23 protein-coding genes are annotated in these 25,250 nt (G+C 63.1%); 16 read left to right on the top strand and 7 right to left on the bottom strand.

Annotated elements, in window-relative coordinates:
- Positions 1-6 precede the first annotated feature (6 nt).
- Together M1E17_RS11880 and M1E17_RS11875 are read right to left on the bottom strand one after the other, a co-directional pair.
- The gene (locus tag M1E17_RS11880) at positions 7-1,044 is read right to left on the bottom strand and encodes an amidohydrolase family protein (protein ID WP_457962254.1); all 1,038 of its coding nucleotides are present in this window, start codon (positions 1,042-1,044) and stop codon (positions 7-9) included.
- Positions 1,032-2,213, bottom strand: coding sequence for a cytochrome P450 (locus tag M1E17_RS11875; protein ID WP_457962253.1), 1,182 nt, complete (start codon positions 2,211-2,213; stop codon positions 1,032-1,034). The genes M1E17_RS11880 and M1E17_RS11875 overlap by 13 nt, the downstream gene beginning before the upstream one ends.
- Before the next feature lie 260 nt (positions 2,214-2,473).
- Between M1E17_RS11875 and M1E17_RS11870 the strand changes: the two genes are divergently transcribed.
- The gene (locus M1E17_RS11870) at positions 2,474-4,054 is read left to right on the top strand and encodes an FAD-binding oxidoreductase (RefSeq protein WP_457962252.1); all 1,581 of its coding nucleotides are present in this window, start codon (positions 2,474-2,476) and stop codon (positions 4,052-4,054) included.
- Between the two features lie 92 nt (positions 4,055-4,146).
- Positions 4,147-4,746, top strand: a complete 600-nt coding sequence (locus tag M1E17_RS11865) for a TetR/AcrR family transcriptional regulator (RefSeq protein ID WP_457962251.1) — start codon at positions 4,147-4,149, stop codon at positions 4,744-4,746.
- 78 nt (positions 4,747-4,824) lie between these two features.
- Here the strand turns inward: M1E17_RS11865 and M1E17_RS11860 are convergent, their stop codons facing one another.
- Positions 4,825-6,153, bottom strand: a complete 1,329-nt coding sequence (locus M1E17_RS11860) for a LuxR C-terminal-related transcriptional regulator (protein ID WP_457962250.1) — start codon at positions 6,151-6,153, stop codon at positions 4,825-4,827.
- 163 nt (positions 6,154-6,316) lie between these two features.
- Here M1E17_RS11860 and hxlB point away from each other — a divergent pair, with 163 nt between their 5' ends.
- The 4 genes from hxlB (at position 6,317) to M1E17_RS11840 (ending at position 10,309) form a co-directional block, all read left to right on the top strand.
- A complete protein-coding gene (hxlB, locus tag M1E17_RS11855) occupies positions 6,317-6,916 on the top strand; it encodes a 6-phospho-3-hexuloisomerase (RefSeq protein ID WP_457962249.1) in 600 nt (199 codons plus the stop codon).
- Positions 6,917-6,988: 72 nt separating this feature from the next.
- Entirely contained in the window at positions 6,989-7,612 is a 624-nt protein-coding gene (gene hxlA / locus M1E17_RS11850; RefSeq protein WP_457962248.1) for a 3-hexulose-6-phosphate synthase, read from the top strand.
- Between the two features lie 277 nt (positions 7,613-7,889).
- Positions 7,890-9,398, top strand: a complete 1,509-nt coding sequence (gene zwf / locus M1E17_RS11845; RefSeq protein ID WP_457962247.1) for a glucose-6-phosphate dehydrogenase — start codon at positions 7,890-7,892, stop codon at positions 9,396-9,398.
- A complete protein-coding gene (locus M1E17_RS11840) occupies positions 9,395-10,309 on the top strand; it encodes a glucose-6-phosphate dehydrogenase assembly protein OpcA (protein WP_457962246.1) in 915 nt (304 codons plus the stop codon). Before zwf ends, M1E17_RS11840 begins: the two co-directional genes overlap by 4 nt.
- A 43-nt stretch (positions 10,310-10,352) precedes the next feature.
- Here the strand turns inward: M1E17_RS11840 and M1E17_RS11835 are convergent, their stop codons facing one another.
- Complete coding sequence (locus M1E17_RS11835; protein WP_457962245.1) at positions 10,353-10,598, bottom strand: hypothetical protein; 246 nt, start codon at positions 10,596-10,598, stop codon at positions 10,353-10,355.
- Positions 10,599-10,856: 258 nt separating this feature from the next.
- Here M1E17_RS11835 and M1E17_RS11830 point away from each other — a divergent pair, with 258 nt between their 5' ends.
- The 3 genes from M1E17_RS11830 to M1E17_RS11820 all read left to right on the top strand — a co-directional run bounded on the left by M1E17_RS11830 (position 10,857) and on the right by M1E17_RS11820 (position 13,109).
- Positions 10,857-11,459: a TetR/AcrR family transcriptional regulator gene (locus M1E17_RS11830; RefSeq protein ID WP_457962244.1), complete on the top strand. Its 603-nt coding sequence runs from the start codon at positions 10,857-10,859 to the stop codon at positions 11,457-11,459.
- Between the two features lie 208 nt (positions 11,460-11,667).
- Complete coding sequence (locus tag M1E17_RS11825) at positions 11,668-12,354, top strand: iron chelate uptake ABC transporter family permease subunit (RefSeq protein WP_457962243.1); 687 nt, start codon at positions 11,668-11,670, stop codon at positions 12,352-12,354.
- A complete protein-coding gene (locus M1E17_RS11820; RefSeq protein ID WP_457962242.1) occupies positions 12,351-13,109 on the top strand; it encodes an iron ABC transporter ATP-binding protein in 759 nt (252 codons plus the stop codon). The genes M1E17_RS11825 and M1E17_RS11820 overlap by 4 nt, the downstream gene beginning before the upstream one ends.
- Positions 13,110-13,148: 39 nt before the next feature.
- On the opposite strand, the gene M1E17_RS11815 is transcribed toward M1E17_RS11820, so the two are convergent.
- Entirely contained in the window at positions 13,149-13,970 is an 822-nt protein-coding gene (locus tag M1E17_RS11815; RefSeq protein ID WP_457962241.1) for an IclR family transcriptional regulator, read from the bottom strand.
- Positions 13,971-14,180: 210 nt separating this feature from the next.
- On the opposite strand from M1E17_RS11815, the gene M1E17_RS11810 reads away from it, so the two are divergent.
- A complete protein-coding gene (locus tag M1E17_RS11810; protein WP_457962240.1) occupies positions 14,181-16,352 on the top strand; it encodes an amylo-alpha-1,6-glucosidase in 2,172 nt (723 codons plus the stop codon).
- Between the two features lie 46 nt (positions 16,353-16,398).
- On the opposite strand, the gene M1E17_RS11805 is transcribed toward M1E17_RS11810, so the two are convergent.
- Positions 16,399-17,004, bottom strand: coding sequence for a cupin domain-containing protein (locus M1E17_RS11805; protein ID WP_457962239.1), 606 nt, complete (start codon positions 17,002-17,004; stop codon positions 16,399-16,401).
- The gene (locus M1E17_RS11800; RefSeq protein WP_457962238.1) at positions 16,997-18,124 is read right to left on the bottom strand and encodes an alcohol dehydrogenase catalytic domain-containing protein; all 1,128 of its coding nucleotides are present in this window, start codon (positions 18,122-18,124) and stop codon (positions 16,997-16,999) included. Before M1E17_RS11800 ends, M1E17_RS11805 begins: the two co-directional genes overlap by 8 nt.
- A 151-nt stretch (positions 18,125-18,275) precedes the next feature.
- Between M1E17_RS11800 and M1E17_RS11795 the strand changes: the two genes are divergently transcribed.
- The 6 genes from M1E17_RS11795 (at position 18,276) to M1E17_RS11770 (ending at position 25,248) form a co-directional block, all read left to right on the top strand.
- Positions 18,276-19,118, top strand: a complete 843-nt coding sequence (locus tag M1E17_RS11795) for an IclR family transcriptional regulator (RefSeq protein ID WP_457962237.1) — start codon at positions 18,276-18,278, stop codon at positions 19,116-19,118.
- Positions 19,119-19,240: 122 nt separating this feature from the next.
- Positions 19,241-21,025 carry an FAD-dependent monooxygenase gene (locus tag M1E17_RS11790; protein WP_457962236.1) on the top strand — a complete coding sequence of 595 codons (1,785 nt, stop codon included), beginning with the start codon at positions 19,241-19,243 and terminating at the stop codon, positions 21,023-21,025.
- A complete protein-coding gene (locus tag M1E17_RS11785; RefSeq protein WP_457962235.1) occupies positions 21,022-22,605 on the top strand; it encodes an FAD-binding oxidoreductase in 1,584 nt (527 codons plus the stop codon). Before M1E17_RS11790 ends, M1E17_RS11785 begins: the two co-directional genes overlap by 4 nt.
- Entirely contained in the window at positions 22,602-23,633 is a 1,032-nt protein-coding gene (locus tag M1E17_RS11780) for an amidohydrolase family protein (RefSeq protein ID WP_457962234.1), read from the top strand. The genes M1E17_RS11785 and M1E17_RS11780 overlap by 4 nt, the downstream gene beginning before the upstream one ends.
- A 23-nt stretch (positions 23,634-23,656) precedes the next feature.
- The gene (locus M1E17_RS11775) at positions 23,657-24,568 is read left to right on the top strand and encodes an ABC transporter substrate-binding protein (RefSeq protein WP_457962233.1); all 912 of its coding nucleotides are present in this window, start codon (positions 23,657-23,659) and stop codon (positions 24,566-24,568) included.
- Positions 24,569-24,570: 2 nt separating this feature from the next.
- Positions 24,571-25,248: a 4-carboxy-4-hydroxy-2-oxoadipate aldolase/oxaloacetate decarboxylase gene (locus M1E17_RS11770; RefSeq protein WP_457962232.1), complete on the top strand. Its 678-nt coding sequence runs from the start codon at positions 24,571-24,573 to the stop codon at positions 25,246-25,248.
- The last annotated feature ends 2 nt before the right edge of the window (positions 25,249-25,250 follow it).

Here is a 25,250-nt window from a genome sequence, read left to right as displayed (position 1 = left end):
ACGTCCCTAGCGGCCCTGTGCCGTAAGCAGTGCGTCGAGCCGCGGGTAGACCTGCCGGGCATTTCCGCCCAGGACAGCGTGATGGATGTTGTGATCGAGGTTCAGCGCGTCGATGTAGCGTTTGGTGTCGTCAAAGCTGTGGCCAGTTTCGGGGTCCTCGGCGCGAACCGCTCCCAGCAGTTCCGAGCCGAAGAGGATGTTCTTCGGCTCCACCACCCGGAAGAGCATGTCGATCCCCGCCTGGTGGTAGACGCAGGTGTCGAAGAACAGATTCTGCATCACGTGCTCGGCAAGGGGCGGCTTACCCAGCATCATGGACAGGCCCCGGTAGCGGCCCCAGTGATAGGGAGCGGCGCCGCCGCCATGGGGGATGATCAGGCGCAGGTTTGGGTGACGTTCGAAGAGATCCCCTTCGACCAACTGCATAAAAACGGCGGTATCGGCAGCCAGATAGTGCGCCCCTGTGGTGTGCAGTGCGCGTTCACAGGAGCCGGAGACGTGGATCATGCCCGGGACGTCGAGCCTGGTCATGGCTTCCCAGAGTGGGTCCCACCACGGATCGTAGAGCGGCGGAGCCGACCAGTGCCCGCCGGAGGGATCGGGGTTGATGTTGCATCCAATGAAGCCGGCGGAGACGCAGCGTTCGAGTTCGGATACGACGGGGCCCAGGCCGCCGTCGACGGTTTGCGGCAACTGGCAGACCGCGGCGAAGTTTAGCGGAAAGAGTTCACAGATTCGCCGGATCGTATCGTTGGACAGGCGGGCCCAGTCCGTCGCCGTTTCCTGGCCGGGTACATGATGGCCCATTCCGGACGCCCGCGGCGAGAGGATGGTGAAATCCGATCCCCTTTCCTGCTGGATCCGAAGCTGGTTGTCCGTGATGATCCTGCGCAGCTCGTCGTCCGGGATGCCCGTATACAGCGGCCGTTCTTCTGATCGTCCTTCAGCGAAGGCGATCTGGGCTTTCCGGAACGCGTGGAACTCCGGCGGCTCCGTGGTGAAGTGGCCATGGCAATCGATGGCCAGCGTGTTCAGGCGTTCCATGTGCCGGGGAGGTCTGACACACCACGGAACCGCCAGCCCTTGAACTTCATCTCGCGGCTGTCATCGAGGCGAAGACCTGGCAGCTGCAGGAAGGCTTCTTCCAGCGCGATCTCGCCCATGGCGCGGGAAAGCGCATGGCCGGAACAGAAATGCGGCCGGAAGCCGAAGGAGAAGTGCGGGCGCTTCTTCCGGAACATGTTGAAACGGTCCGGGTCCTCGAAACGGCTCTCGTCGCGGTTGGCCGACGCCATGACAATGGCGATTGAAGAGCCGGCCGGAATGTGTGTGCCGGAGATCTGCACGTCTTTGGCGGCAACGCGTGGAGTGACGCCAATGGGTGAGACCCAGCGCAAGCCCTCATCGAACGCGCGCAGGGCATGTTCCTTGGGGTCGGCAGCCATGGCCTGGGTCTGCTCAGGATCCAGGAGGAGCCCTGCGGCAGCATTCGCAGCAGCGTGGCCCGGCTCCTGAAGGCCACCCAGAATGATGACCTTCATGGTGGGCATGATCTCTTCGACGCTGCGCACCTTGCCCTCCGGCATGCCGCCATGCATCACATGGCTCATCAGCGTGTGGTTGGGCTTTGACACCGCCCGCTCGTACAGATCCCCCAACTGGGAATCGATATCGACCAATGCCCGGTCCAGCCGGCCCCATACGGCGGGGTCGTCATTGACGTTCTGCAGGCCTGCGCTCATCGCGTGGAACCATTCCACCAACGTCTCGTTAGGCGTTTCAGTGAGTCCAATGACATCGCCGATGCAGCGGACCGAAATCGGTTCGAAGAGGTCGGCCGTGAGGTTTGCCTCGCCGCGCGGCAACAGCTCGGCAAGGTACCGCTTCACCACCGGCCGGGTCAGTGCGTCAACGAAACGGCGCACCGCCTCCTGGGTCAGGTTCTGGTCGATCGCTTCACGAAGACCGCTGTGTTCTTCACCCGTCATGCTCAGCACGTTCGGCATACCCATAACACGGGCCTCTGGCCTGTCCGGGCTGGCCGACGGGCCAAAAACCCGGTCATTGGATCCTGCTGCACGGCAGTCATCGAAACGGGTGATGAAGTATTCCTTGGTGCCCTCAAAGAAGGCCACCGGTTCTTCCCGGCGCAACCGGGCATAGACGGGATAGGGATCCCTGTACAGGTTGTCTCCTGTTAATTCTGTCGACATATCTCCTCCATCGCAGCTGTCTCTTGGTGCCTGTTGTGCCGCTTTAGATACGGTTCGGCATTCAGATACTGAACGGTATCTCTGTGCGGGATTCTTGTCAATGGAGCGCAGAGGGATGCGGGAAAGGGCCGCCGGGGTTATGGAGGGTTGACGCTGAACGGTGCGGCTGGGATACCATGTAGTATCCCAATACTATTTCGCATATGTTTCGATACCCTCCCGTTCGCCTCGGGACGGTCCATCTTTCAAAGGAGAAAGACATGAACAACCTCGCGATGGACCTCCCGACCATCCCGGACGACATGATCCGTGAGCTTTCAGCGGTAGTTGGCAAGGAATCGGTCCACATTGAGCGCGCCAGGGTGGACGAGTTCAAGGACCCCTACTGGCTCCCCGGAGACGAGACGTACGCCGCGTCGGCGGTCCTGCAGCCGACGTCGACGGAACAGGTGCAGGAAATCATGCGGATCGCCAACAAGTACGGGATTCCCGTGTGGCCGCACAGCCAGGGCCGTAACGTCGGACACGGCGGCCCGTCGCCCAAGGTACGGGGGTCCATCCAAATCGGCTTCCAGAAGATGAACCGGATACTCGAGATCAATGACGAGCTCGCCTATGCGGTGGTTGAGCCGGGCGTACGGTGGTTCGACCTCTACGACGCAGTGAAAGCGGCCGGCTACAGCCTCATGGTGCCCTGTCCCGACCTCGGCTGGGGATCGGTCATCGGCAATTCGATGGACAGCGGGCACACCTACCAGTTCTACGGCGCGGACTACATGTTCCCGACGGGCTTCGAGGTGGTACTGCCGGACGGGGACCTGTTGCGGACCGGTGCCGGCGCGGTACCGGGCAGCAAGGTGTGGCACCTCTACAAGCGAAGCCTTGGGCCGTCCCTGGATCCGTTGTTTGTGCAGTCGAATCTGGGTATCGTCACCAGGATGGGTGTCTGGCTGAAGCGCCTGCCCGAGGCCTACGCCCCGGTGATGCTCTCGATCGGGGAGGACATGGACCTGGAGCTCGCGATAGATACGCTCCGGGAGTTGAAGATCGAGGGCCACCTGGAGGGGGTTCCGACATTGTATTCATCCCTGCGCGCCGCCGTTATGCTTCGCGATGAGCCGGGTGCTGGCGGCCTCACGCAGCTCACGGCCAACGAGGTCCGGGAGATCGGCGAACGGGCAGGAGTGGGCGCCTGGGCAACGCGGGCGGCGGTTTGGGGTGACGCCGAGATAGTCCGAATCAAGCTTCGCCGCATCCAGGACGCGTGGGCCAAGATCCCCAGTGGACGCGTTGACGCTCCCCGCACCTACGCCCCCCATGAGTACGACGAGATTGTCTATTCGGCTGACCAGATCATGGCGGGCATCCCCACACTGAAGGCCATTGAAAACACTCCCGACCATATTGCGCACGTCGACTTCTCCCCGATTGTGCCGATGCAGGGCACCGAGGTGCGCCTGGTCACTGACGAGATTCGCAGGCATCTCGAGGCGGCCGGCCTGAACTTCTCGGCAGCCATAATGCTGACCAGCGAGAGGTCAGGGATTGTCCTGGCGGGCGTTCGTTACGACAAAACGAACGCTGACGCGGTGCGCAACGCGTTCGACGTCGTCAAGCTGATGGTTTCCCGGCTCGGCAGTCTTGGTTACGGCGTCTGCCGCCCCCACCTCGATTTTATGGACCTTGCGGCAGACCAATATTCGTTCAATGGACATGCCTACCGGCGTTTCGTCGAGAAGCTGAAGGACGCCGTGGACCCAAACGGCATTCTGTCCCCGGGCCGCCATGGCATCTGGCCAGCTGCGTACCGCGACGGGGGCGAGCGGAGCAGCCGCACCTAGGGCGGCCTGATTGAGTGAACTTCCGGGCATCGTTTGCCCGGGACCCCGCCCATCATGGGGCCGGCGGGTGGAAACGACTATAAGGGGGACCAATGGCGCGGCTGACACGGGAACAGAGCCAGGCACTGACACGAAAGAAGCTCCTGAAATCGGCAGGCGACGTGGTGGCACGCTACAGCTATGACGGTGCGTCCGTTGAACGCATCGCCGAAGAAGCAGGCTTCTCCAAAGGTGCGTTCTATTCAAACTTCGCCTCCAAGGAGGACATTCTTCAACAGCTGCTGGAAGGGAACGCGGGCAACGACGTGCGGGACCTGACCCGGCGGCTAAAAGGTGTCCAAACGACTGAAGAAGCGATAGACGTCGTGGCCGAGTGGAGCGATTCACGCGCCGAGGAACAGAAGTGGGGCATCATCGCCATCGAAATGCTGCGCCGGGCGCAGCGCGATGGCACCCTGACTGACCGGCAAAGGCAGCTCTTTGCCAGCCAGTGGGAAGAGGTGGGTGAGCTCCTGCGCAGCAGGCTCTTTCCGGACAGGGACATCGACATCAGCGCTGTCGATCTCGGCGGCATAGTCCTGGACCTGACCTACGGCGGTATTGCCGTCTTCCTTAAGGTCAACACCGCCGGGCAGATGGTGCGCCAGGTCCTCACTGCACTTCACGGATCCGTACGCGTGCCCAGCGGGTGAACGCGGGACCACAGCCCAAGGCAGCGCGTCGTCTATCCGAAGGGATAGGTCCAACCGGGTGTGGCGCAGAAGGGAGCGTCAGCGCAGGCCGTGGCTGTTGGCCAGGGCAATTGCCTCGGTGCGTGAACCGACGTCGAGCTTCCTGAAAAGATTCCGCACATGGAATTTCACGGTGTTCTCGCTAATGCCCAGGGCCGACGCGATGGTGCGGTTCCGCTTCCCGGCAGCCAGGTGCTGAAGGACTTCCAGTTCCCGGGCGGCAAGGTTCCAGGCCGTCACATCACCGGCAGGCAGAGCTGGAGGGTCCAACGGCAGCGTGACACTGACGTCGGCACCCCAGCCGGCCATGACGTCGAGTTGCATGCGACCGGACAGCGCCTGGACCCGGCGGTCCAACCGGCCAATACTCGGGGCGTCGGCTGAAAGCGCGCCGAGGCCGTCGTCGCGTACATTTATCAGCAGGTTCTCCCCGTCGCAGTCCCACTGTGCCCGGACCCGCCTGACTTCCGGCTGTTCCATCATCGCCAGCAGCAGTCCCCTGACTATCGCCCTCGCCGCGTGGGCAACCTCACCGGGAAGCGCCCTCCCACCCAGGGGCGGTTCAATGAACTGGACGTTGATGCCGCTGAACCGGGTCAGCGGCCGCAGGTCCTCCCGCAGGCGTTCGAAGGCCTTTGCAACCGGCTCCTCCACCAGGTCGGCTGTGCGGTCACTGAGAGTCCGTAGCCCCACCAGTGCCTTGGCCGTCAGCGCAGTAACCGACGAACGCGCGGCGGCGTCGTCCAGGGACGAAGATCGAAGGGCGGCCAGCTGTGTTTCCAGGGTTGTGGAATGCTGGTCCACCAGTTCGGCCGTGACGCGGATCCGCTCGGCCGATGCCGCCCGTGATTCCAGCAGGTACGACGGCGGAGCGTCCTTAACCTTTTCCTGGATCCTTTGGGCTGCGAGCTGCCAAAAGTACTGCACCAGTTCCAGCGCCGCGTCCAGTGCCGCCGCATCCTTGTCCAGATCATTCTCGTCCAGGCAGGGATCAGTAATAACAAGCAGGGCGTTGCTGGCCACGTGCCTAACTGCGAGTACCGGCCGTGGCTCCCCCGCTATCCCGGCCTCCCCCAGCCAGGGACGTCCATCAGTCAGGGACGCGCGCAGGCCCTGCAGTTCGGCGATGGACACCCGGGAAATAATCCCTTCTTCACCAGCCTTCTTTTGCGGACGCCCCGTGCAGTCCTCTGTGAAAATCACCAGTGCGCTTCCGGCCGCGAAGGGAAGCAGCGCCTCGCGCAAACGCTCCGCGATGGAGGTGAGGGGGGCCTGGGCCACGGCCGACACCGCGTTCAGGAGGGCCCACGTCGCATCCAGGAGAGCAGGGCCCGGCGCTGTGTCGAGTGGCTTTCCGGCTGTGTTCATCCGGCCAGACTACCCGGAAACAGCCAACTATCCGAAAGTGTAGGCAGAACCGTTCTAAATCAGCGTTACGCCTACCCCGGATCTTGGACAGGATAAGTAGCAGAGAATGAAAAGCTTCTCATCTGGCACAGTGTCGCTGATGACGAATGAAGGAACGCACACAGTGAATTCAACAACAGCCGGTGCATCGACAGTGGAAGACACTGTCGGCGCCATTGCTTACAACCTGTCACTCGTCCGGAACGAGATTGCTGACACAGCCGCACGGATCGATGACCGGCAACTGGCCGGACTGGCAGCGAAAATCGGCCAGGCAGACCGCGTCTTTGTCGCCGGGGCAGGCCGCAGCGGCCTCGTCCTGAGGATGGCGGCCATGCGCTTGATGCATCTGGGCCTGACTGTCCATGTGGCTGGTGATACCACCACCCCAGCGATCAGCTCCGGTGACCTGCTCCTGGTTGCTTCCGGCTCCGGCACCACTTCCGGTGTGGTGAAGGCAGCAGAAACTGCAGTCAGCGCGGGGGCAAGCGTCGCGGCGTTTACCACCAACCAGGGATCGCCGTTGGCAGGTCTCAGCGACGAGCTGGTGATTATCCCCGCCCAGCAAAAGACAGACCACGGATCAGGGGTCTCCCGTCAGTACTCCGGGAGCCTCTTCGAGCAGGTGCTTTTCCTGGCCACCGAAGCCGTCTTCCAAACGCTTTGGGGCAACGCAGATGTGCCGGCGGAGCAACTCTGGCTGCGGCACGCCAACCTCGAGTAACAACGCACCCTTCCTTTTCTCTACAGTCGTTCCAAAAATCACGCAGTTCCCAACAGAAAGAAAACAAACATTATGAAACTTCAGGTTGCCATGGACCTTCTCACCGTCGAGGATGCCCTCGAACTGGCCGGCAAGGTTGCCGAATACGTTGACATCATTGAGCTCGGCACGCCCCTGATCAAAGCCGCCGGCCTGGGTGCCGTCACCGCCGTCAAGGCTGCCCACCCGGACAAGACCGTGTTTGCTGATATGAAGACGATGGATGCCGGCGAGCTTGAAGCCGACATTGCCTTCACAGCCGGCGCCGATCTGGTGTCCGTTCTCGGCAGCGCTGACGACTCCACTATCGCAGGTGCCGTCAAGGCCGCAAAAGCGCACAACAAGGGCATCGTGGTGGACCTCATCGGCGTTCCGAACAAGGTTGCCCGCGCCAAAGAGGTACGTGCACTCGGCGCAACCTTCGTGGAGTTCCACGCGGGCCTGGATGAGCAGGCGCAGCCCGGCTTTGACCTCAACGGGCTGCTCAGTGCAGGCGAAGAGGCCCGCGTTCCCTTCTCGGTTGCCGGTGGCGTCAACCTCAGCACCATTGAGGCTGTCCAGCGTGCAGGCGCTGACGTGGCCGTAGCAGGCGGTGCCATCTACGGCGCCGCAGATCCGGCCCTCGCAGCGAAAGAGCTGAAGGCCGCCATCATCTAGTACACCGTTATCGGGACGGCGGCGGCCTGCACCTATATATAGGTGCAGGCCGCCGCATCCATGCCAGGAACAGAAAGCCGCAATGTCTGCTACGAATCTGCTGTCCCACACCCCCCAATCCTCCATTTTGCCCTCCCCCACTATTCCGGCACAGGCTTCGCCTTCCGCCCCTTCGCCGGCGCCTGCTTTGGCGTCCCCCACCGTTGCATCCTCTTGCACTGCGGGCTCTTCCATCAGGACATATGAATCGCGTCCGGGGAAATCGGGGCGTAATCCGTTGCGGGATCCGCGGGATCGTCGGTTGAATCGGATTGCGGGGCCGTCGTCGTTGGTGCTCTTTGGGGTGACTGGTGATTTGGCGCGGAAGAAGTTGATGCCGGCGGTGTATGACTTGGCGAATCGTGGGTTGTTGCCGCCGAGTTTCGCGTTGGTCGGGTTCGCGCGGCGGGAGTGGGACAAGGAGGATTTCGCTGCGGAGGTGAAGGCCTCGGTGCAGGCCTATGCCCGTACGCCGTTTGATGAGGCGGTGTGGAACCAGCTCGCGGAGGGGATCCGTTTTGTCCAGGGCGAGTTCGATGATGACGGCGCGTTTGAGCGGCTGGGCGAGACGATCAAGGAACTTGATGATGTCCGCGGCACGCGTGGGAATCACGCGTTTTATTTGTCGATCCCGCCGAAAGCGTTTGAGCAGGTGTGCCGGCAGCTGTCCAAGCATGGCCTGGCGCAGGCCGAGGGGGATAAGTGGCGGCGGGTGGTGATCGAGAAGCCGTTCGGTCATGACCTGGAATCGGCCCGGAAGCTGAACGACATTGTGGAGTCGGTGTTCCCGGCGGACGCGGTGTTCCGGATTGATCATTATTTGGGTAAGGAGACGGTGCAGAACATTCTGGCGTTGCGGTTCGCGAACCAGTTGTTTGAGCCGTTGTGGAACGCGAACTACGTGGACCATGTCCAGATCACGATGGCTGAGGATATCGGTACGGGCGGCCGGGCGGGGTATTACGACGGTGTGGGCGCGGCGCGGGATGTGATCCAGAACCACCTGCTGCAGCTGTTGGCGCTGACCGCGATGGAAGAGCCGATCTCGTTTAATGCTGATGATTTGCGGGCGGAGAAGGAAAAGGTCCTCGCCGCGGTCAAGCTCCCGGAGGACCTGTCGGCGCATTCGGCCAGGGGGCAGTTCGCCGGTGGCTGGCAGGGCGGGGAGCAGGTCCTGGGTTACCTGGAGGAAGAGGGGATCCCTGCTGATTCGATGACGGAGACGTTCGCGGCGATCCGGGTGGATATCCATACCCGGCGCTGGGCCGGGGTGCCGTTTTATCTGCGTGCGGGCAAGCGTTTGGGGAGGCGGGTGACGGAGATCGCGGTGGTGTTCAAACGCGCCCCGAACCTGCTCTTCCGGGATCATGGCGAGGATGATTTCGGGCAGAACGCTGTGGTGATCCGGGTCCAGCCCGATGAGGGCGTGACCATCAGGTTCGGCTCCAAGGTCCCGGGCACCCAGATGGAAGTGAGGGACGTGACGATGGACTTCGGCTACGGGCATTCGTTCACCGAATCCAGCCCCGAGGCGTATGAGCGTTTGATCCTGGACGTGCTGTTGGGTGAGCCGCCGTTGTTCCCGCGGCATGAGGAAGTGGAGCTGTCCTGGAAGATCCTTGACCCGTTCGAGGACTACTGGGCCGAACTGAACGAACAGCCCGAGCCCTATGCCCCGGGTTCCTGGGGCCCGGCCAGCGCCGATGAGTTGCTGGCCCGTGACGGACGAACCTGGAGAAGGCCATGATTGTTGATTTGCCGGACACCACCACCTCGAACGTGTCCAAGAAGATCATGGCCCTGCGCGAGCAGGGCGGCGTGATCGCCCTGGGCCGGGTCCTGACCCTGGTGGTCGTGACCACCTCAGGGCTCGAGGAAGAAGCGATCGAGGCCGCGAATGAGGCCAGCCGGGAACACCCCTGCCGGATCATCGTCCTCGCCGACGCCGGCAAGGACGCCCCGGACCGGCTGGACGCGCAGATCCGGGTCGGCGGGGACGCCGGCGCGTCCGAGGTGATCGTGCTGCGCGGCTACGGCCAGCTCGCGCACGAGTCCGAGTCCCTCGTCGCGGCTTTGCTGTTGCCGGACGCCCCGATCGTGGCGTGGTGGCCGCACGGCGCCCCGGAAAACGCCTGCGAAACCTCGATCGGGCGGATCGCGCACCGCCGGATCACCGATTCCGCGAACGAACCGGACCCGCAACAGGCCCTGGAAAACATCCGCGCCACCTACAAAGCCGGCGACACCGACCTGGCCTGGACCCGGCTGACGAACTGGCGGATCCAGCTCGCCGCGGTCCTGGACCAGGTAGACCCCTCCCCCGTAACAGCCGTCGCGGTCGAGGGCGCCTCCGACTCCCCCTCCACCATCCTCCTCGCGGCCTGGCTCACCCTGTCCCTGGAGGCCCCCGTGACCATCGTCGCGGACCCCGCCGGAACCGGGATCCGCCGCGTCCGCCTCAGCCGACCCGGCGGCGACGTCCAACTCTTCCGCCCCGGACTCTCCATCGCCGAACTCACCCAACCCGGCCAACCAGCCCAACGCATCTCACTCCCCCGACGCAGCCTCCGCGACTGCCTCGCCGAAGAACTCCGCCGCCTGGACCCCGACGAAGTCTTCGGCCAGGTTCTGCAGACGGCGACTCCCGCCGGCCGCTGACTACCCCCAACGCCAGAGCATTGACCGGCAACCCGTCGTGGTGTCATGCGACAAGTACATGGTCCTCCGGCCGGCAGACGAAGAAGTGCGGCTGTTCCACCGGTTCGAAAGGCACAATCAGCCACTGGTTTCCGTAGTACTCGACATATGAGTCCTCCGGGCAGAGCGAATAGGCCTCCTCGCGGGTCATTCCGCCCACCCACTTGCTTGGCAGCGAAAGCAACCGCGGGTGCGGACCGAGGCCGCTGTTCAGGTCCCGGTCCGGGTTGCCTGCTGCTCGTAACGACATAGCTCCTCCATTGAGACTCTGCGGGCCGCTCCCCTCGGCTGCGGCTTACGGAAAGGACATCTATTTGACATTCCACTAAGAATTCAGATACCTGATCGTATCTCGATCGGAGGAGGGCGTCAATGCCCTGCTGCAGCCGAGGATGGTTTCCAAGCACTGGCTGCCACGGACGCGGCAATCACCTGCTAAATCCAGCCGGGCAGGCTCGCATACTAGTGTTAGATGGACCTGGACTGAACGGAAATGTAAGGGGCATCGATGGCGCGGCTGACACGGGAACAGAGCCAGGCACTGACTCGGGAGAAGCTCCTCCGATCTGCTGGCGACGTGGTGGCACGTTACAGCTATGACGGCGCCTCCGTAGAGCGCATCGCCGAGGAAGCAGGGTTCTCCAAAGGCGCGTTCTACTCGAATTTCTCCTCCAAGGAGGACATTCTTCAACAGATGCTCGAAGGAAATGCCGGCTTCGATGTCAAGGATCTGGCCCAGCTGCTCGACGGGATCGACGATCCCGTCGAGGTGATCGACGTCGTCGCCCAGTGGAGCGATTCACGCGCGGGCGAAAAAAAGTGGGGCCTCATTGCCATCGAAATGCTGCGGCGGGCGCATCGCGACGGCACGCTGACTGACCGGCAGCGCCAGCTTTTTACCAGCCAGTGGGAACAGATAGGACATCTCCTCCGCAGTAAACTCTTCCCAAATGGCCATCCTGAAATAAGCGACACGGATCTCGGCGGAATGATCCTGGACCTGACGTACGGCGGCATCGCGGTCTACCTCGAGGTGAACACGGCCGGGCAAATGGTGCGGCACATCCTGTCCGCTCTTCGCGACTCAGCCCGGGTAACACCCGGCAAATAACTTCCGGATTCCTTACCGCCGGCATGCAGCGCACGTTCGCGGCGCCGTCGTGCCCATTTGTGATTTAACCCACAAAACGGGGAAAAACGCCCGACTTGTTTTGAATTGAGCCTCGCCTTACCCATAAAGTCACGCCATCCATCATGGGCTTCGACTCACTGTTTATCCTGCTGCAGACAGTGCTGACCTTCACTCTGGGGGGGCCACGGTGGTGGCCCCCTCGCCTTCCCTGCGGTTCGGGCTGGAGGTGGTCCTCATGGTGGCCTTCAGTGCCGTGCTTTACCGGTGGATGTTCACCGGTGCAACGCGTTCCCTGCACCTGCTGCTCCTGGTGGGTGTGATCCTGGGTAGCCTCTTCCGTGGTCTTTCCTCGCTGCTTCAGCGGCTGATGGAGCCGAGCGAGTTCATCATTCTGCAGGATTTCTTTTTTGCCAGCTTCAACAACGTGGAGCCCTCGCTTTTGGGAGTCTCCGCCGTGATCATCGCCGTGGTGTGCGGGGGTGTCTGGAAGTCCCGCCATACCTTGGACGTGCTGGCCCTCGGGCGGGAGATCGCCATTAATGTAGGCGTGGACCACCGGCGCGCAGTCATGCGTATCCTGTTGGCCTGCTCACTCCTGGTGGCGGTCTCTACTGCCCTGGTTGGTCCTGTGACGTTCTTCGGCCTGCTGGTGGTCAGCCTTGCCTATCAGCTGTGCCGTGGCTTCAGCCACGCCCGCCTCTTCCCGATAGTGGCGCTCATCGGCGTCATCGCGCTGGTGGGTGGCCAGGTGGTGCTGGAGCGTGTGTTCGGCTTCGCCACCGCCCTGAGTGTTGTCATCGAATTCGCCGGCGGCATTCTGTTCCTCTTCCTCCTCCTCAAGGGCTCCCTGAAAATGACCGGGACACGCAAATGATTGACATCCGGAACGTTTCCAAGGCGTACGGAGGGCGGTTGGTCCTCGACGACGTCAGCTGCCTTATTCCCCGCGGTGGCATCACCTCGATCATCGGCCCGAACGGTGCCGGAAAGTCCACTTTGCTTTCGCTGATCAGCCGGCTGCAGCCGCTGGAGAGTGGCACGGTTGAGGTGTCAGGCCTGGACGTGGCCAGCACGCCGGGCAGGGAGCTCGCCCGGACCATGGCCATCCTTCGCCAGGAAAACCACCTGACCATGCGGCTCACGGTCCGTGACCTGGTTGCCTTTGGCAGGTTCCCCCATACCGGGGGCCGCCCCACGGTGGAAGACCTGGCAATGGTGGAGGAATCGATCCGGCAGCTGGATCTGACCGCCATGGCAGACAGGTTCGTGGACGAACTCTCCGGAGGCCAGCGGCAGCGTGCCTACATCGCGATGGTCCTGGCGCAGGACACCGAATTTCTGCTCCTGGATGAACCGTTGAACAACCTGGACATGAAACATTCAGTGGAAATGATGCGGTTGCTGCGCCGGCTGGCGGATGAGCTGGGCAAGACCATTGTCCTGGTGGTGCACGACATCAATTTTGCGTCCTGCTACTCCGATACGATCCTGGCCATGAAGGACGGGCGCCTGATCCATCAGGGCAGCCCGGAGGAGATCATGCACGGCCCCATGCTCCAGGCTGTTTATGACATCGACATCAGGATCGAAGAGATCGACGGCAACCGCATCGGCGTCTATTTCGCCTGAACGTCGGATCCGTTGGGAACCTTCACGCTTCGAGTGGGTTCAATCCGTTTGGGCCATTGGCCGCAGCCCGGCATGGAACGATGCCCGTGAACCAACGGCAGATTCGGGGGTAGCCAGGAAGTCCGTGAGACCCCTGGCGGCCTTCCTGACGGCACGCTCCATGTCCGCCATTTTGTAGGTTCCCGTCGCCGCGATACCGGCTATGGCTCCTGCCACCCGTTGATCAGGCCAGAAGACCGGCGCCGCACAGGCATCCATGCCCGCTACCAGCTGTTCCATGCTCCTGGAAATCCCCTCCTGCCGGATCACAGCCAACAGTCTTCGGAGAACAAGCGGATCTGTTGTGGTCTGAGGCGTAAAGGCACTCAGGGGCGCTGCCAGCACAGTTTCCTGAAACGCACTGGGGGCATAGGCGAGCAAAACCAGTCCGGCGGCGCTGGCGTGCAGCGGCATTTTGCTCCCGGTCCGGGAGATGGTCTTCTCGGCATGGGGCCAGGACAGCTTTTCTAGGACCAGTGCGCCGTGTCCGTGCAGCGCAGCCAGGTGGACATGGCCATGCGTTGATGACAGCACCTGCTGCATGTAGGGCGTCGCAGCGTCGCTCAAGGCGTAATTGTGCGGTGAACGGGCTGCAATTCCCCACAGCCGCAGGCCGATCACGTAGCGGCCAGCAGCGGTTCGCTCCAGCGCTCCGCATTCCACCAGCTCCTGGACCAGGCGGTGGACGGTGCTGGTGGGCATGGCGGTTGCCCTTGCCAGGTCTGAGAGCGCCAACTCCGTGCGCTCTTCCGAGAAGACTCCCAAGATGTTTACGGCCTTGCTCACCACTGAAAGACCGGGATGGGTGCTGTTTCCAGCCATTGCATTTTCCTCTCGAGGGAGCGTGTTTTCCCCCAAAGCGATCTTAGATCCAATGACCGCGCCGGTCCCCCTCGCGGAAGTTGCGGCGTCGTACTCCGTGACGAATTATCCGGTTCACGTGCGCTGCAGATCATCTGGCGTGCGTTCGTTGTGAGGCGTAGATTCAGTCAATCCGATGCGATGGCAAGGCGTTCTACAAAGGGGGCCAAGATGGCCGGATGGAATGCGGACAATGCTGCCGGTTCTACGGGATTGGGCGCTGTAACGCTGGTGGAGGGTTCGTCCTTTTGCATTTCGTTGCAGAATGGCGACATCTTCGCCCAACACCCTCATGGTGTTTTCCACAGGGACACCCGAATCCTGTCCCGCTGGTGCCTGACGGTTAACGGCCAGGAGCTTGAGCCGCTGGGTGCCTGGACTCCTTCACCCTTCCGCGCAACCTATATCGGCCGGGGAGTTCGTGCCGACGGCAGGGCCGACAGTCCACTCACGGTTCTCCGCAACCGGGAGCTGGGGGCAGGAATACTGGAGGACATCGCTATCTACAATTACTCCCCCCACCCGGCTGCCTGTGAGGTCGCGCTCTCCGTGGATGCGGATTTCGCCGACCTTTTTGAGGTGAAGGACGGGCGTTTCCACCGGCAGTGGGCACAAACACGCCAGGCAGAGGACGGGGCGCTGAGGATCGAGGCCCTCTGGCAGGGTGTGAAGAAGGATGTCATTGTGCGGGCACCCGGCTGCGAGGTCAGCACCGATGGTTTGCTGTTCAGCACCGTTATTCCTCCCCAAGGCGAGTGGAGCGTCCGTGCCTCGGTGATGCCTGAATTGGGGGAATCCGCGGATGGACAGCCTTTCCACCCCGCCGCGGATGCCGATTCCCCCCAAGACAGGCGGCAGCAGGCCTGGGCCAGGACAATCCCTGATGTCACCATGGGCAATCCTTCCGTACAGAGAACAATGCTGCGCAGCCACGCCGATCTGGGCGCCCTGCGAATCGTGGATCCGGATCATCCCGAGCGCATGGTTGCCGCCGCGGGTGCGCCCTGGTTCATGGCACTGTTCGGGCGGGACTCGCTGCTGTCCTCGTCCATGATCCTGCCGCTCGACGCGTCCCTGGCCCTTGGAACGCTGCAGACCCTGGCTGACCGGCAGGGGAAGGTGGAGGACGTGCTGACCGAAGAGCAGCCCGGGCGGATCCTGCACGAGGTGCGGTTCGGCGTCGGGACGGGCCTGGCACTTGGCGGCAAATCCGCCTATTACGGCAGCGCCGACGCAACGCCCCTGTTCGTGGCACTGATGGGCGAAGTCTCCCGCTGGGGAGTCTCTGCGGAGGACATCGCCGCGCTGCTTCCCCATGCGGACCGTGCCCTTGACTGGATCCGCGACTACGGCGACCGTGACGGTGACGGGTTCGTCGAGTACGAGCGGCTCAACGACCAAGGCCTCATTAACCAGGGCTGGAAGGACTCGTGGGACGGAATCAACTTTGCCGACGGCCGCCTCGCGGAGGCTCCCATTGCGCTGTGCGAAGTGCAGGGTTATGTCTACAGCGCCTACATCGCCCGGGCCTGGATGGCCCACGATGCCGGCGACAGCCAGATGGCCGCGGAGCTCCAGGACCGCGCGGCACTGCTGAAGCAGCGGTTCAATGAGGCGTTCTGGTTGCCCGACCGCGGGTATTATGCGATTGCCCTTGACCGGGATAAGCGGCCGGTTGATGCCTGCGCTTCCAATATGGGCCACTGCCTGTGGTCCGGCATCGTCGACGCCGACAAGGCGCAACAGGTTGCCGATCGGCTCATGTCTCCGGAGATGTTCAGCGGCTGGGGTGTACGTACCCTGGCGAGCGACATGAAGGCGTACAACCCGGTGAGCTACCATAACGGCTCCGTCTGGCCACACGACAATGCGCTGATCGTGGCCGGCCTCATGCGCTACGGTTTCGTCGAGGAGGCCCAGACCCTGTCCATTGCGTTGTTGGAGGCCGCCGAATATACGGACAACCGGCTTCCGGAACTGTTCTGCGGGTTCAGCCGTGACAAGTGCCCTGAGCCGCTCCCTTATCCGACGGCCTGCTCTCCCCAGGCATGGGCCTCTGCTGCCCCGGTGATGTTGCTCCGGAGCCTGCTGCGCTATGAGGCACACGTCTCCCTGGGTGGACTGTGGATGGACCCTGTTTTGCCGGAATCCTGGGGCGCCATGCACGGGTCAAACGCACCGGTGGGTACTGCCCGGGTTACGGTCGACATTTCGGGAAGGCAGGCAACGGTCATGGGATTGCCCGAAGGAATGGTGCACTACAGGGGAACACGCCCTCCGCTGGACAACTTTTCGGAGTTGGAAAACCTTCGCCGGAACAGGGTGCCCGGGCCCAACGGCTAGCTGCACGTCATGGCCGGGCACCCGTTGCCGAGACCACCAGCCGGGCTTACGCGGGCTTCCTTCCGATCAACACGAAGAAAACAGTCGCAGGCTGATCGGTGGGGTTCCGCCAAGCGTGCCTGGTTCCGTTCTGCACTATGGTGTCGCCCTGCCGCAGGACAGTTGTTGTGGATCCAAGGTCAAGCACAACCTCACCACTGACCACGATGCCATAGTCGACGGTGGGAGTTGTATGGAAGCCTGGATTGTCCTGCTCGAACAGTTCAGCGAGACCAGGCGTGATCTCCAGCTGTTCACGCGCCGCTTTTGCGCCGTCGAACAGCGGGTCCGCGAACACGGTATCCGGTGGAAAAGTGACCAGCAGGGCAACGGTTTCCCCGGCGCCCGGAACAAGAGTGACGAGGTCTGGCGTGAGGTCACGATACCCGGATTCCGGCGGAGCCGGTGTCGCCCAGACGACGGAATTGACCATGCCCGGGATCGCCTGATGCGCCCGGGAGCGGGGCGGCGGACCGTCACTCACGATGTTTGGCTCACCCTGGGTGGAGACACCCGTCACGACACGACGCACGGCCGAAGCCTGGCCGCCTGTGCCCTGGAGATGGTTGTCGTCCCTGCCCTGGATCGCGTCAACACGAAGCTGTTCAGACATACTCCCGCCCGCCAGTCGGCGAGACGATGTAGTTGCTGAAGCCTCCATTGCGGTTTTCCAAACCGTTGATGGCGTCATTGACGTCCTCAAGGCCAAAGACGACATCTTCGAACACCGACAGATCGACAGCCCCTGACCCGGCAAGGGCCGCCATCTCCTGGCCTTCGCCGGGCGAGAACCAGCAGGATCCGATCAGGGATTGCTGCTGGTCCATCAGGTGATGAACATCGACGGGGACGTCGCCGGCTGTTGCACCGACGTTGACGGCGCGGCCGCCCCTGCGCAAGGACCGAAGACCCTCGAGGAAGGGAGCATGCGGGGTATTCGGTCCGAGGGCGCTGATATAGCCGTCCACCCCACCGTCGGTGACCCGGCGGACCCATTCATCAATGGGCCCATCGTCTGTGGAGAACACCTGGATCCGTTCCGGGGAAATGGCACGCACCCGCTCGAGGAGCTCGCGGTTCCTGCCCGTCCCCAGGATGGTGGTTACCCCCTGGGCGAGGGCAAACAGGGCAGTTCCGAGCCCGAGGGTTCCGCTGATTCCGTTGATCAGCAGGCTGCTGCCGGGTTCCAGGCGTGCCTTTTGCAAGGCTGCGTAGCCAGTGCCCAGGTATCCAAACCGTGCCGCCCGGTTGAAACTGAGGTTGTCCGGCAACCGGACCAACGAACCTGCAGGAGCGAGCATGGCCTCGGCCAAGCCGCCATAGGGGTACCGGTCCAGCATCTGCCCTGAGGTGGGCGTCAGCCCGAAGTAGCCAGCAAAAGCAAAATGCTGGCAGTGCATGATCTTCCCGCTCCGGCATTCCTTGCAGGCACCGCAGGACCGGCCCGGATTGACGTAAACACGGTCGCCGGGCGCAAACTCCCGGACGTCCGGGCCAACGGCCTCCACAACGCCTGCGGGATCCAGGCCAAAGATGGCCGGAAGGGCCGGCAGCGGGTTCTGCGGAAACCAGGTGGTCCAATTCGCGAGGATGTTAGCGAGGTTGGGCACGATGTTGCAGCTGTGAACACGGACCCGAACGTCCGCGCCGGTAGGTATCGGCAGCGGTACTTCTTCAATCACCATCGGTTCGCCGACGGCATGCATTCGTGCCGCAGTCATTGTCTGAGTCATTGTCATTCTGATCTCCTTTGATCCGGTGCGGACGCATCCGTTGCCATCGTTCGATATAACTGCTACGGTTCATTCAGTGAATCTCTTAGGTTCAGTGATTGAACTCAGTGAGGAGCATAACATCGGATTCGTTGAAAGGGGAAGAGAGACAGTGGAGACCTCGACTACCAGCAGCAGGGCTTATGTGGCAGGCGAGGCCGGGGAGGCAGCACCCCTTGGCACCCTCGAGCGTGGCCTTTACCTGTTGGGCCTCTTTTCAACGGAACGGCCGGAGTGGACGCTGCGTGAACTGCGGGAGGAATCGCAGTTGCCGAAGGCGACCGTACGGCGACTGATGCTCACGCTGGAGCGGCTGGGATGGGTGGAGCAGGACGTGGCGGGCAACTACGCCCTTGGCCCGCGAATGCTTCAAAGCCTGTACGCGAAGACGTCGGCCAGCGTGCTGGTCAGTGAAGCCCGGCCCTACCTGGAACGGCTCGCCCAGAGCACCACTGAATCCGCCCTCCTGTCGGTATGGGGCCACGAAGGAACACTGTCCCTGGACCTCGTCACAACGGAGCGGCACTTCAAACCGTTCACCTCGGCGGGCATGGTGGTCCATGGACTGATGTCGGCCGATGCGAAGGTGCTGGTGGCGTTCGCGCCCGAGATGCTTTGGGAGGCGCGGTATGCTTCCCTCTCACAAGCCATGCCGGCCGGAGTCACAGTGGATTCCATGCGGGCGAAATGGCGGGAGGTCCGCGCTGCAGGCGTCGCCTTCGATTACGAGGAATGGAAGCCAGGCGTCTGCGCAGTGGCGGCGCCGGTCCTCGGTGCCGACGGCTTTGTCCTCGCCTCCATCTCCCTGGTCATCCCCAGTGAGCGCGGCGGCAAGCAGGAGCTCGAACGCTACGCAGCAGCCGTCCGCGACGCTGCCGCAGCGCTCTCCCGGGTTCACATTGAGCGGAACCAATCATTGGGAATGACTCCTGATGATGGTGATTCACAGGGCTGAAAACTGCCCCAACCAGGGGATTGCCTTCCCGTGATGCGGCGGCCCATGACTATACGCCGCGGACATCACGGTGGCGTCCTACTGCCCCACGACGTCGAAATGATCTCCAATGAAGGATGCACATGACACTCGAAAATTCGCCGTTTGACTCGGATGTGCTGGTCATCGGCACAGGACCGATGGGCGCGACTACCGCGCTTGCACTCGCGACCTACGGCATACGCACAGTGGCGGTCAGCAGGGAAAACTGGCTTGCCCACACCCCCCGCGCGCACATCACCAACCTCCGTGCCATGGAGGTGCTCCGCAGCCTGGGCATCGAGGAGGAGGTGAAGCAGCAGGCAACCCCATGGAACCTCATGGGCGAGACAAAGTTTACGACCAGTCTCGCGGGGAGGGAGATCGCGCGTCTGAGCAGCTACGGAACGGGAGACGGTCGGCAGGGAGACTACCGTCAATCCAGTCCCTGCTCCATGGTGGACATCCCCCAGTCGGACCTGGAGCCGATTATCCTCAACAGTGCGGCAAAGCGGCGGGCATCGTTCGAATTCAACACCCTCTACCGCTCCAGCGTGCAGGACGACGACGGGGTCACAGTTACGCTTGAACACCGCCCCAGCGGGCGCGTCTACCAGCACCGCACCCGCTACCTGGTGGGTGCCGACGGGGCGCGTTCCCAGGTGGCCCAGGACGCCGGAATTCCCATCGAGGGCGTCTTGGCGCGTGCTGGCACGGTGTACGCACAGTTCCGTGGCGACGTCTCCAAGTACGTGGCCCACCGGCCGGCAATCATGAACTGGATCGTCAACCAGGAGGCAGCCGTCGGTGAAATCGGCCTGGGGCTTCTGCGGGCCGTGCGGCCGTGGGACAACTGGATCGCGGGATGGGGGTTCGACATCTCGCAAGGCGATCCTGACCTGAGCTTTGAGACAGCACGGACCCGGATCAAGGCCTACATCGGCGACCCCGACTTCGAGCCGGAAATCACCTCGGTAGGGCCCTGGTACGTCAACGAGGCTTACGCGCCCTACTACTCAAACAACCGCATCTTCTGTGGAGGGGACGCCACCCACCGCCATCCCCCGACGAACGGTCTCGGTTCAAACACCTGCATCCAGGATGCCTTCAACCTGGCCTGGAAGCTTGCCTATGTCATCAAGGGCGACGCTGCCCCGTCACTGCTGGACTCCTACACAGAGGAGCGGGCACCGATCGGTCGGCAAATCGTTGAGCGCGCGAACCAGTCGAGGAGGGAGTTTGCTCCCCTGAAGCAGGCCTTTGCGGCAGAGCGTCCCGGCGGGCCGGCGGGCCTGGAAAAGCTCATTGCCCCTACCGCCGAAGGAGAAGCTGCCCGAGCAGAACTTGCACGCGCCCTTGAGCTCCGGAATTACGAGTTCAACGCCCAGGGTGTGGAGATGAACCACCGCTACGAATCCGGGGCAGTGGTTCCGGACTCCGATGAGCCCGAGGTGTGGGCACGCGACAAGGAACTTTACGCGCAGGCGTCAACCCGTCCAGGTGCAAAACTCCCTCACGCCTGGCTTGTGGACGCCTCCGGACACAAGGTCTCAACGCTCGATCTCGTGGGCGACGGCTACTTCACCCTATTGACCGGGCCGTCAGGTACGGCATGGGTGGAGGCAGTCGCCGGGCTCGGGCACGCCCGCGTGCGGGCGCGGGTGATCGGCGCACCGGATGCGCAAGACCTCTATTTCGCCTGGCACAAGCTCCGCGGGATGGATGAAGACGGGGCCCTGCTGGTGCGTCCCGACGGCGTCATCGCGTGGCGCTCCCTGCATTCAGCTGGAGACGGGGCCCAGCAGGCGCTGTCCGAGGCCCTGACGGCCATCCTCGGAGTGAACACCGCGGACTTAAGCCATCAGGCCCCCATGGTGAATGTCCCATGAGCCAACCCGAGGCCCTGCCGACGATCCCCGATGCGATGGCGCAAGAGCTGGCCGCACTTCTGGGACAGGATGCCGTCCACGTCGAACGGACCCGCATCGATGACTTCAAGGACGATTATTGGCTCACCGGGGATGAAACCTACGCGGCGTCAGCCGTTGTACAGCCCACCACCACCGAACAGGTTCAGGGAATCCTGGAGATCGCACGGCGCTACGCCGTTCCGGTCTGGCCCCACAGCCAGGGGCGCAACCTGGGGCATGGCGGTGCCTCCCCGAAGGTCCGGGGGTCCATCCAGCTTGGTTTCCAGCGGATGAACCGGATCCTTGAGATTAACGAAGAGCTCGCCTATGCAGTGGTGGAGCCCGGAGTGACCTGGTTCGATCTGCACGACGCCGTACGCAACAAGGGTTACGACCTCGCCACTGCCTGCCCTGACCTTGGCTGGGGCTCCATCGTGGGCAACACCATGGACGGCGGCCACACGTACCAGCGGTACGGCGCGGACTACATGCTGGCCGCCGGCCTTGAAGTCGTGATGCCGGATGGTGCCATCCTGCGCACGGGGCAAGGTGCCATTCCTTCCAGCCCTGCCTGGCACACCTACAAGCGAAGCCTGGGACCAAACCTCGAACCGATGTTCGTCCAATCGAATTTCGGGATCGTTACCAGGATGGGCATCTGGCTGACGCGCCGGCCGGAATCCTTTGCACCCTTGCTCCTTGCCATCGACGACGAGGCGGACTTCGAGGCTGCCGTCGACACCATCCGTGAGCTCCGCCTTGCCGGGCACCTGGAAGGCATGCCGGCGCTGTACTCCACCCTGCGGGCATGCCATATGCTGCGCGATGCACCGGTTGCGGGGCAGGAGCATCCTTTCACGGACTCAGAGCTGCGGGACATTGGGATCCATGCGGGAGTTGGTGCCTGGGCGGCACGCGCGGCTGTCTGGGGTGCACCGGAAATCGTGGATGCGAAGGTGCGCCGGATCCGTGACGCGTGGGAGGCGATCCCCAGTGGCCGGGTGGAGGCCCGCCGCACTTACTCGCCCAATGAGTACAACCAACTTGAGTCTTCCGCCGAGCAAATCATGGCCGGCGAACCAACGCTGAAGGCCATTGAAAACACTCCACCCAACATCGCGCACGTTGATGTTTCCCCCGTGGTTCCCTTGCAGGGAACTGCGATGCGCGGCGTCATCGACGTGCTGCGTCGGGAGTTCAAGGCCGCCGGCCGCGACTTCGGCGCCGGCATCATGGTCACAGGAGAACGTTCTGCCGTGGTAATCGCCGGCGTTCGCTACGACAGGACGGATGAAAACTCCACCCGTTCCGCGTTCGCCCTGGCCCGCAGCCTGATCCTCGAACTCGGAAAGCTGGGGATTGCCGACAGCCGCCCCCACTTGGAATTCATGGACCTGGCCGCCGCGGAGTACAGCTTCAACGACAACATCTACCGGCGGGTGGCCACCCAGATCAAGGACGCCCTCGATCCCGACGGGATCCTCTCCCCCGGCAGGCACGGCATCTGGCCAACCACCCTCGGCCAGGCCCGAACCCATACCTCGAAGGACCCGAGATGACACAAACACTGACCATAGACTGCCACGGCCACTTCACCACTGAACCCGCTGACTTCCACGCCTACCGCGCCGCGCAGATCGCCCACGCCGAGGGCCGGGGGGAAGCTCCCGGCCCCTATCGTGGAATTGCCGATGATGAACTGCGGGAGATCATTACGGCCAACCAGCTGAGGCTGCAGCGTGAACGCGGGTCAGACGTCACCATCCTTTCGCCCCGGGCATCCGGGATGGGCCACCACGTTCCCGGGCAGGACGCGGCCAACGACTGGGCCCGGCTGTCCAACGACACAATCGCGAGGATCTGCGATCTCTTCCCGGAGAACTTCGCAGGCGTGTGCCAGCTCCCGCAGACTGTCGAGGGAGGACTGCGGCCAGTCATCGCCGAACTGGAACGCTGTGTCGAAGCCGGCTTCGTGGGATGCAACCTCAACCCGGATCCCTCCGGCGGCCGATGGTCCGCCCCACCGCTGACCGACCGCTGGTGGGACCCGCTCTGGGATGCCATGGAACGACTCGACGTCCCTGCGATGATCCATGTTTCAGCTTCGTGTTCTCCGGCGCTCCACACCACCGGGGCACACTACCTGGCGGCCGACACCGCAGTGTTCATGCAGTTGCTCGCCGGGGACCTCTTCGAGCGGCATCCGGACCTGCGCCTGGTGATACCCCATGGTGGAGGCGCCGTTCCTTATCACTGGGGGCGCTACCGGGGTCTTTCAATCATGCTCGACAAGCCGCCATTGGCTGAGCACCTGATGCGCAACGTCTTCTTCGACACCTGCGTCTACCACCAGGAGGGTATCAATGCGCTGTTCTCGGTCATTGACCCCTCAAACATCCTGTTCGGCTCGGAATTGCTTGGTGCCGTCAAAGCTGACGATCCCGAGACGGGCCACCCCTTTGACGACACGAAGCGGTACGTGGAGGCGCTGAACCTGGACCAACAGGACCGGCATGCCGTCCTCAGCGGGAATGCACGCCGAGTCTACCCACGCCTCGACGCCCGACTCGCCGCCCAAGGGCGGTAAACCCCATGACACACGGAGGACACATGAGCAATACATTTAAAAAAGTACGCTTCGCAGGTGCTGCCCAGGGATTCAACTGGCTGCCCGTCTTCGTCGCCGACGAGCAAGGAATCTTCGCCAGGCATGGAATCAGCATCGAATACATGCGGCTGGGTTCCGTCGATAAGGCGACGGCGGCCGTGCGTGAGGGAACAGCAGACCTTGCGATCACCCCTCCGGAAGGCGCCGTCGCCGATTTCGTGACCGGTGGCACGCTGCGCATCGTTGGCTCCAACTCGGAGCGGCTCCCCATGTCACTCGTGGCGCGGGCGGACATTGCGACGCTGGAGGAACTGCGCGGCAAGCGGATCGGCACGTCGTCGCTCACTGAAGGCACCGCCATCTACACGCAGCTGATGCTCCGCGAAGCCGGCCTCAGCTATCCGCAGGATTACAGCTTCGTCCTCGCGGGCGTGCACACCACCCGCTGGGCTGCCCTGCAGGAAGACGGGATCGACGCCGCCCCGCAGCCCGCACCCTGGAACTTCCTCGCCGAACGCTCCGGCTACAACCTGCTCGGCGAGGTTGCCGATGTTATCCCCGAAATCATCTTCGCCGCCATCGTTGGCAATGAAGACTGGCTGCGTGACAACAGTGAGCTGGTGCAGGACCTTGTCTCGGCCCTCTCCGAAGCCCATGACTTCGTCAACAACCCAGCCAACGACTCCGTCACGCTGCCCATTTACCAGCGCCTCACCACGCCGGATGACGCAGAGCTCGCCGCCCGCGGCCTGGCGTACACCCGCGACCTCGGCATGTGGCCGGCAGGACTCCGGGTCTCACCCGAGGCGTTGGCGGCAACCATTGACGTCATGATCGGCTCCGGCCTCCTACAGGACTCCGACAGGACCACCGCCGGCGGCGTCGTGGACAGCAACTTCGCGGTAGGGGCATAACCATGGCCCGCGTCATCAACACCATCGTACGGACCCCCGCCGAGATCGCCTCGGCCTTCGCAGGGCTGGGAGTGGCCACCACGCACGAGGCCCAGGAGCGCTCCGGGCTTCTCCACTCACGATTGCAGCCCCGCCAGTCGGACGCCGCCATAGCCGGCACCGCTGTCACCTGCGAGGTGGCCCCGGGCGACAACTGGATGATCCACGTGGCACTCGAACAGGCCCAGCCGGGGGACATCCTCGTCGTGACACCCACATCGCCATGCGACGACGGGTATTTCGGAGATCTGCTCGCAACGTCCGCCATGGCGCGCGGCGTCCGCGGCCTCGTCATCGATGCGGGCGTGCGGGACCTCGCGATACTCAGGCGGATGGGTTTTCCCGTCTGGAGCAAGGCCATCAGCGCGCAAGGCACCGTCAAGGAGACCCTGGCCAACGTCCAGGTTCCCATTGTGTGCGGCGGCCAACTCATCTCACCAGGCGACGTCATCGTCGCGGACGACGACGGTATCTGCGTCGTCCGCCGGGAGGATGCCGCTGCTGTCCTTGAAGCCGGCCTGCGCCGGGAGGCCGCTGAAGAAGAGAAGCGCGCCCTCTATGCCCAAGGACTCTTGAGCCTGGATGTGGTGGACGGAATGCGCGCCCGCCTCGAGGCCAAAGGCCTGCAGTACCTTAGCTAGCC

The organism is Arthrobacter sp. D1-29 (assembly GCF_054130585.1).
This window is presented reverse-complemented; position numbering and strand designations above follow the sequence as displayed.

Excerpts from the sequence above, each read along its gene's own strand:
- M1E17_RS11800 (WP_457962238.1), bottom strand. The coding sequence starts at position 18,124 with ATGACTCAGACAATGACTGCGGCACGAATGCATGCCGTCGGCGAACCG.
- M1E17_RS11840 (WP_457962246.1), top strand. The coding sequence starts at position 9,395 with ATGATTGTTGATTTGCCGGACACCACCACCTCGAACGTGTCCAAGAAG.
- M1E17_RS11875 (WP_457962253.1), bottom strand. The coding sequence starts at position 2,213 with ATGTCGACAGAATTAACAGGAGACAACCTGTACAGGGATCCCTATCCC.
- M1E17_RS11815 (WP_457962241.1), bottom strand. The coding sequence starts at position 13,970 with ATGGCTGGAAACAGCACCCATCCCGGTCTTTCAGTGGTGAGCAAGGCC.
- M1E17_RS11805 (WP_457962239.1), bottom strand. The coding sequence starts at position 17,004 with ATGTCTGAACAGCTTCGTGTTGACGCGATCCAGGGCAGGGACGACAAC.
- M1E17_RS11830 (WP_457962244.1), top strand. The coding sequence starts at position 10,857 with ATGGCGCGGCTGACACGGGAACAGAGCCAGGCACTGACTCGGGAGAAG.
- M1E17_RS11865 (WP_457962251.1), top strand. The coding sequence starts at position 4,147 with ATGGCGCGGCTGACACGGGAACAGAGCCAGGCACTGACACGAAAGAAG.
- M1E17_RS11785 (WP_457962235.1), top strand. The coding sequence starts at position 21,022 with ATGAGCCAACCCGAGGCCCTGCCGACGATCCCCGATGCGATGGCGCAA.
- M1E17_RS11870 (WP_457962252.1), top strand. The coding sequence starts at position 2,474 with ATGAACAACCTCGCGATGGACCTCCCGACCATCCCGGACGACATGATC.
- M1E17_RS11835 (WP_457962245.1), bottom strand. The coding sequence starts at position 10,598 with ATGTCGTTACGAGCAGCAGGCAACCCGGACCGGGACCTGAACAGCGGC.
- M1E17_RS11790 (WP_457962236.1), top strand. The coding sequence starts at position 19,241 with ATGACACTCGAAAATTCGCCGTTTGACTCGGATGTGCTGGTCATCGGC.
- M1E17_RS11880 (WP_457962254.1), bottom strand. The coding sequence starts at position 1,044 with ATGGAACGCCTGAACACGCTGGCCATCGATTGCCATGGCCACTTCACC.
- M1E17_RS11770 (WP_457962232.1), top strand. The coding sequence starts at position 24,571 with ATGGCCCGCGTCATCAACACCATCGTACGGACCCCCGCCGAGATCGCC.
- M1E17_RS11820 (WP_457962242.1), top strand. The coding sequence starts at position 12,351 with ATGATTGACATCCGGAACGTTTCCAAGGCGTACGGAGGGCGGTTGGTC.
- M1E17_RS11810 (WP_457962240.1), top strand. The coding sequence starts at position 14,181 with ATGGCCGGATGGAATGCGGACAATGCTGCCGGTTCTACGGGATTGGGC.
- M1E17_RS11775 (WP_457962233.1), top strand. The coding sequence starts at position 23,657 with ATGAGCAATACATTTAAAAAAGTACGCTTCGCAGGTGCTGCCCAGGGA.
- M1E17_RS11860 (WP_457962250.1), bottom strand. The coding sequence starts at position 6,153 with ATGAACACAGCCGGAAAGCCACTCGACACAGCGCCGGGCCCTGCTCTC.
- hxlA (WP_457962248.1), top strand. The coding sequence starts at position 6,989 with ATGAAACTTCAGGTTGCCATGGACCTTCTCACCGTCGAGGATGCCCTC.
- M1E17_RS11780 (WP_457962234.1), top strand. The coding sequence starts at position 22,602 with ATGACACAAACACTGACCATAGACTGCCACGGCCACTTCACCACTGAA.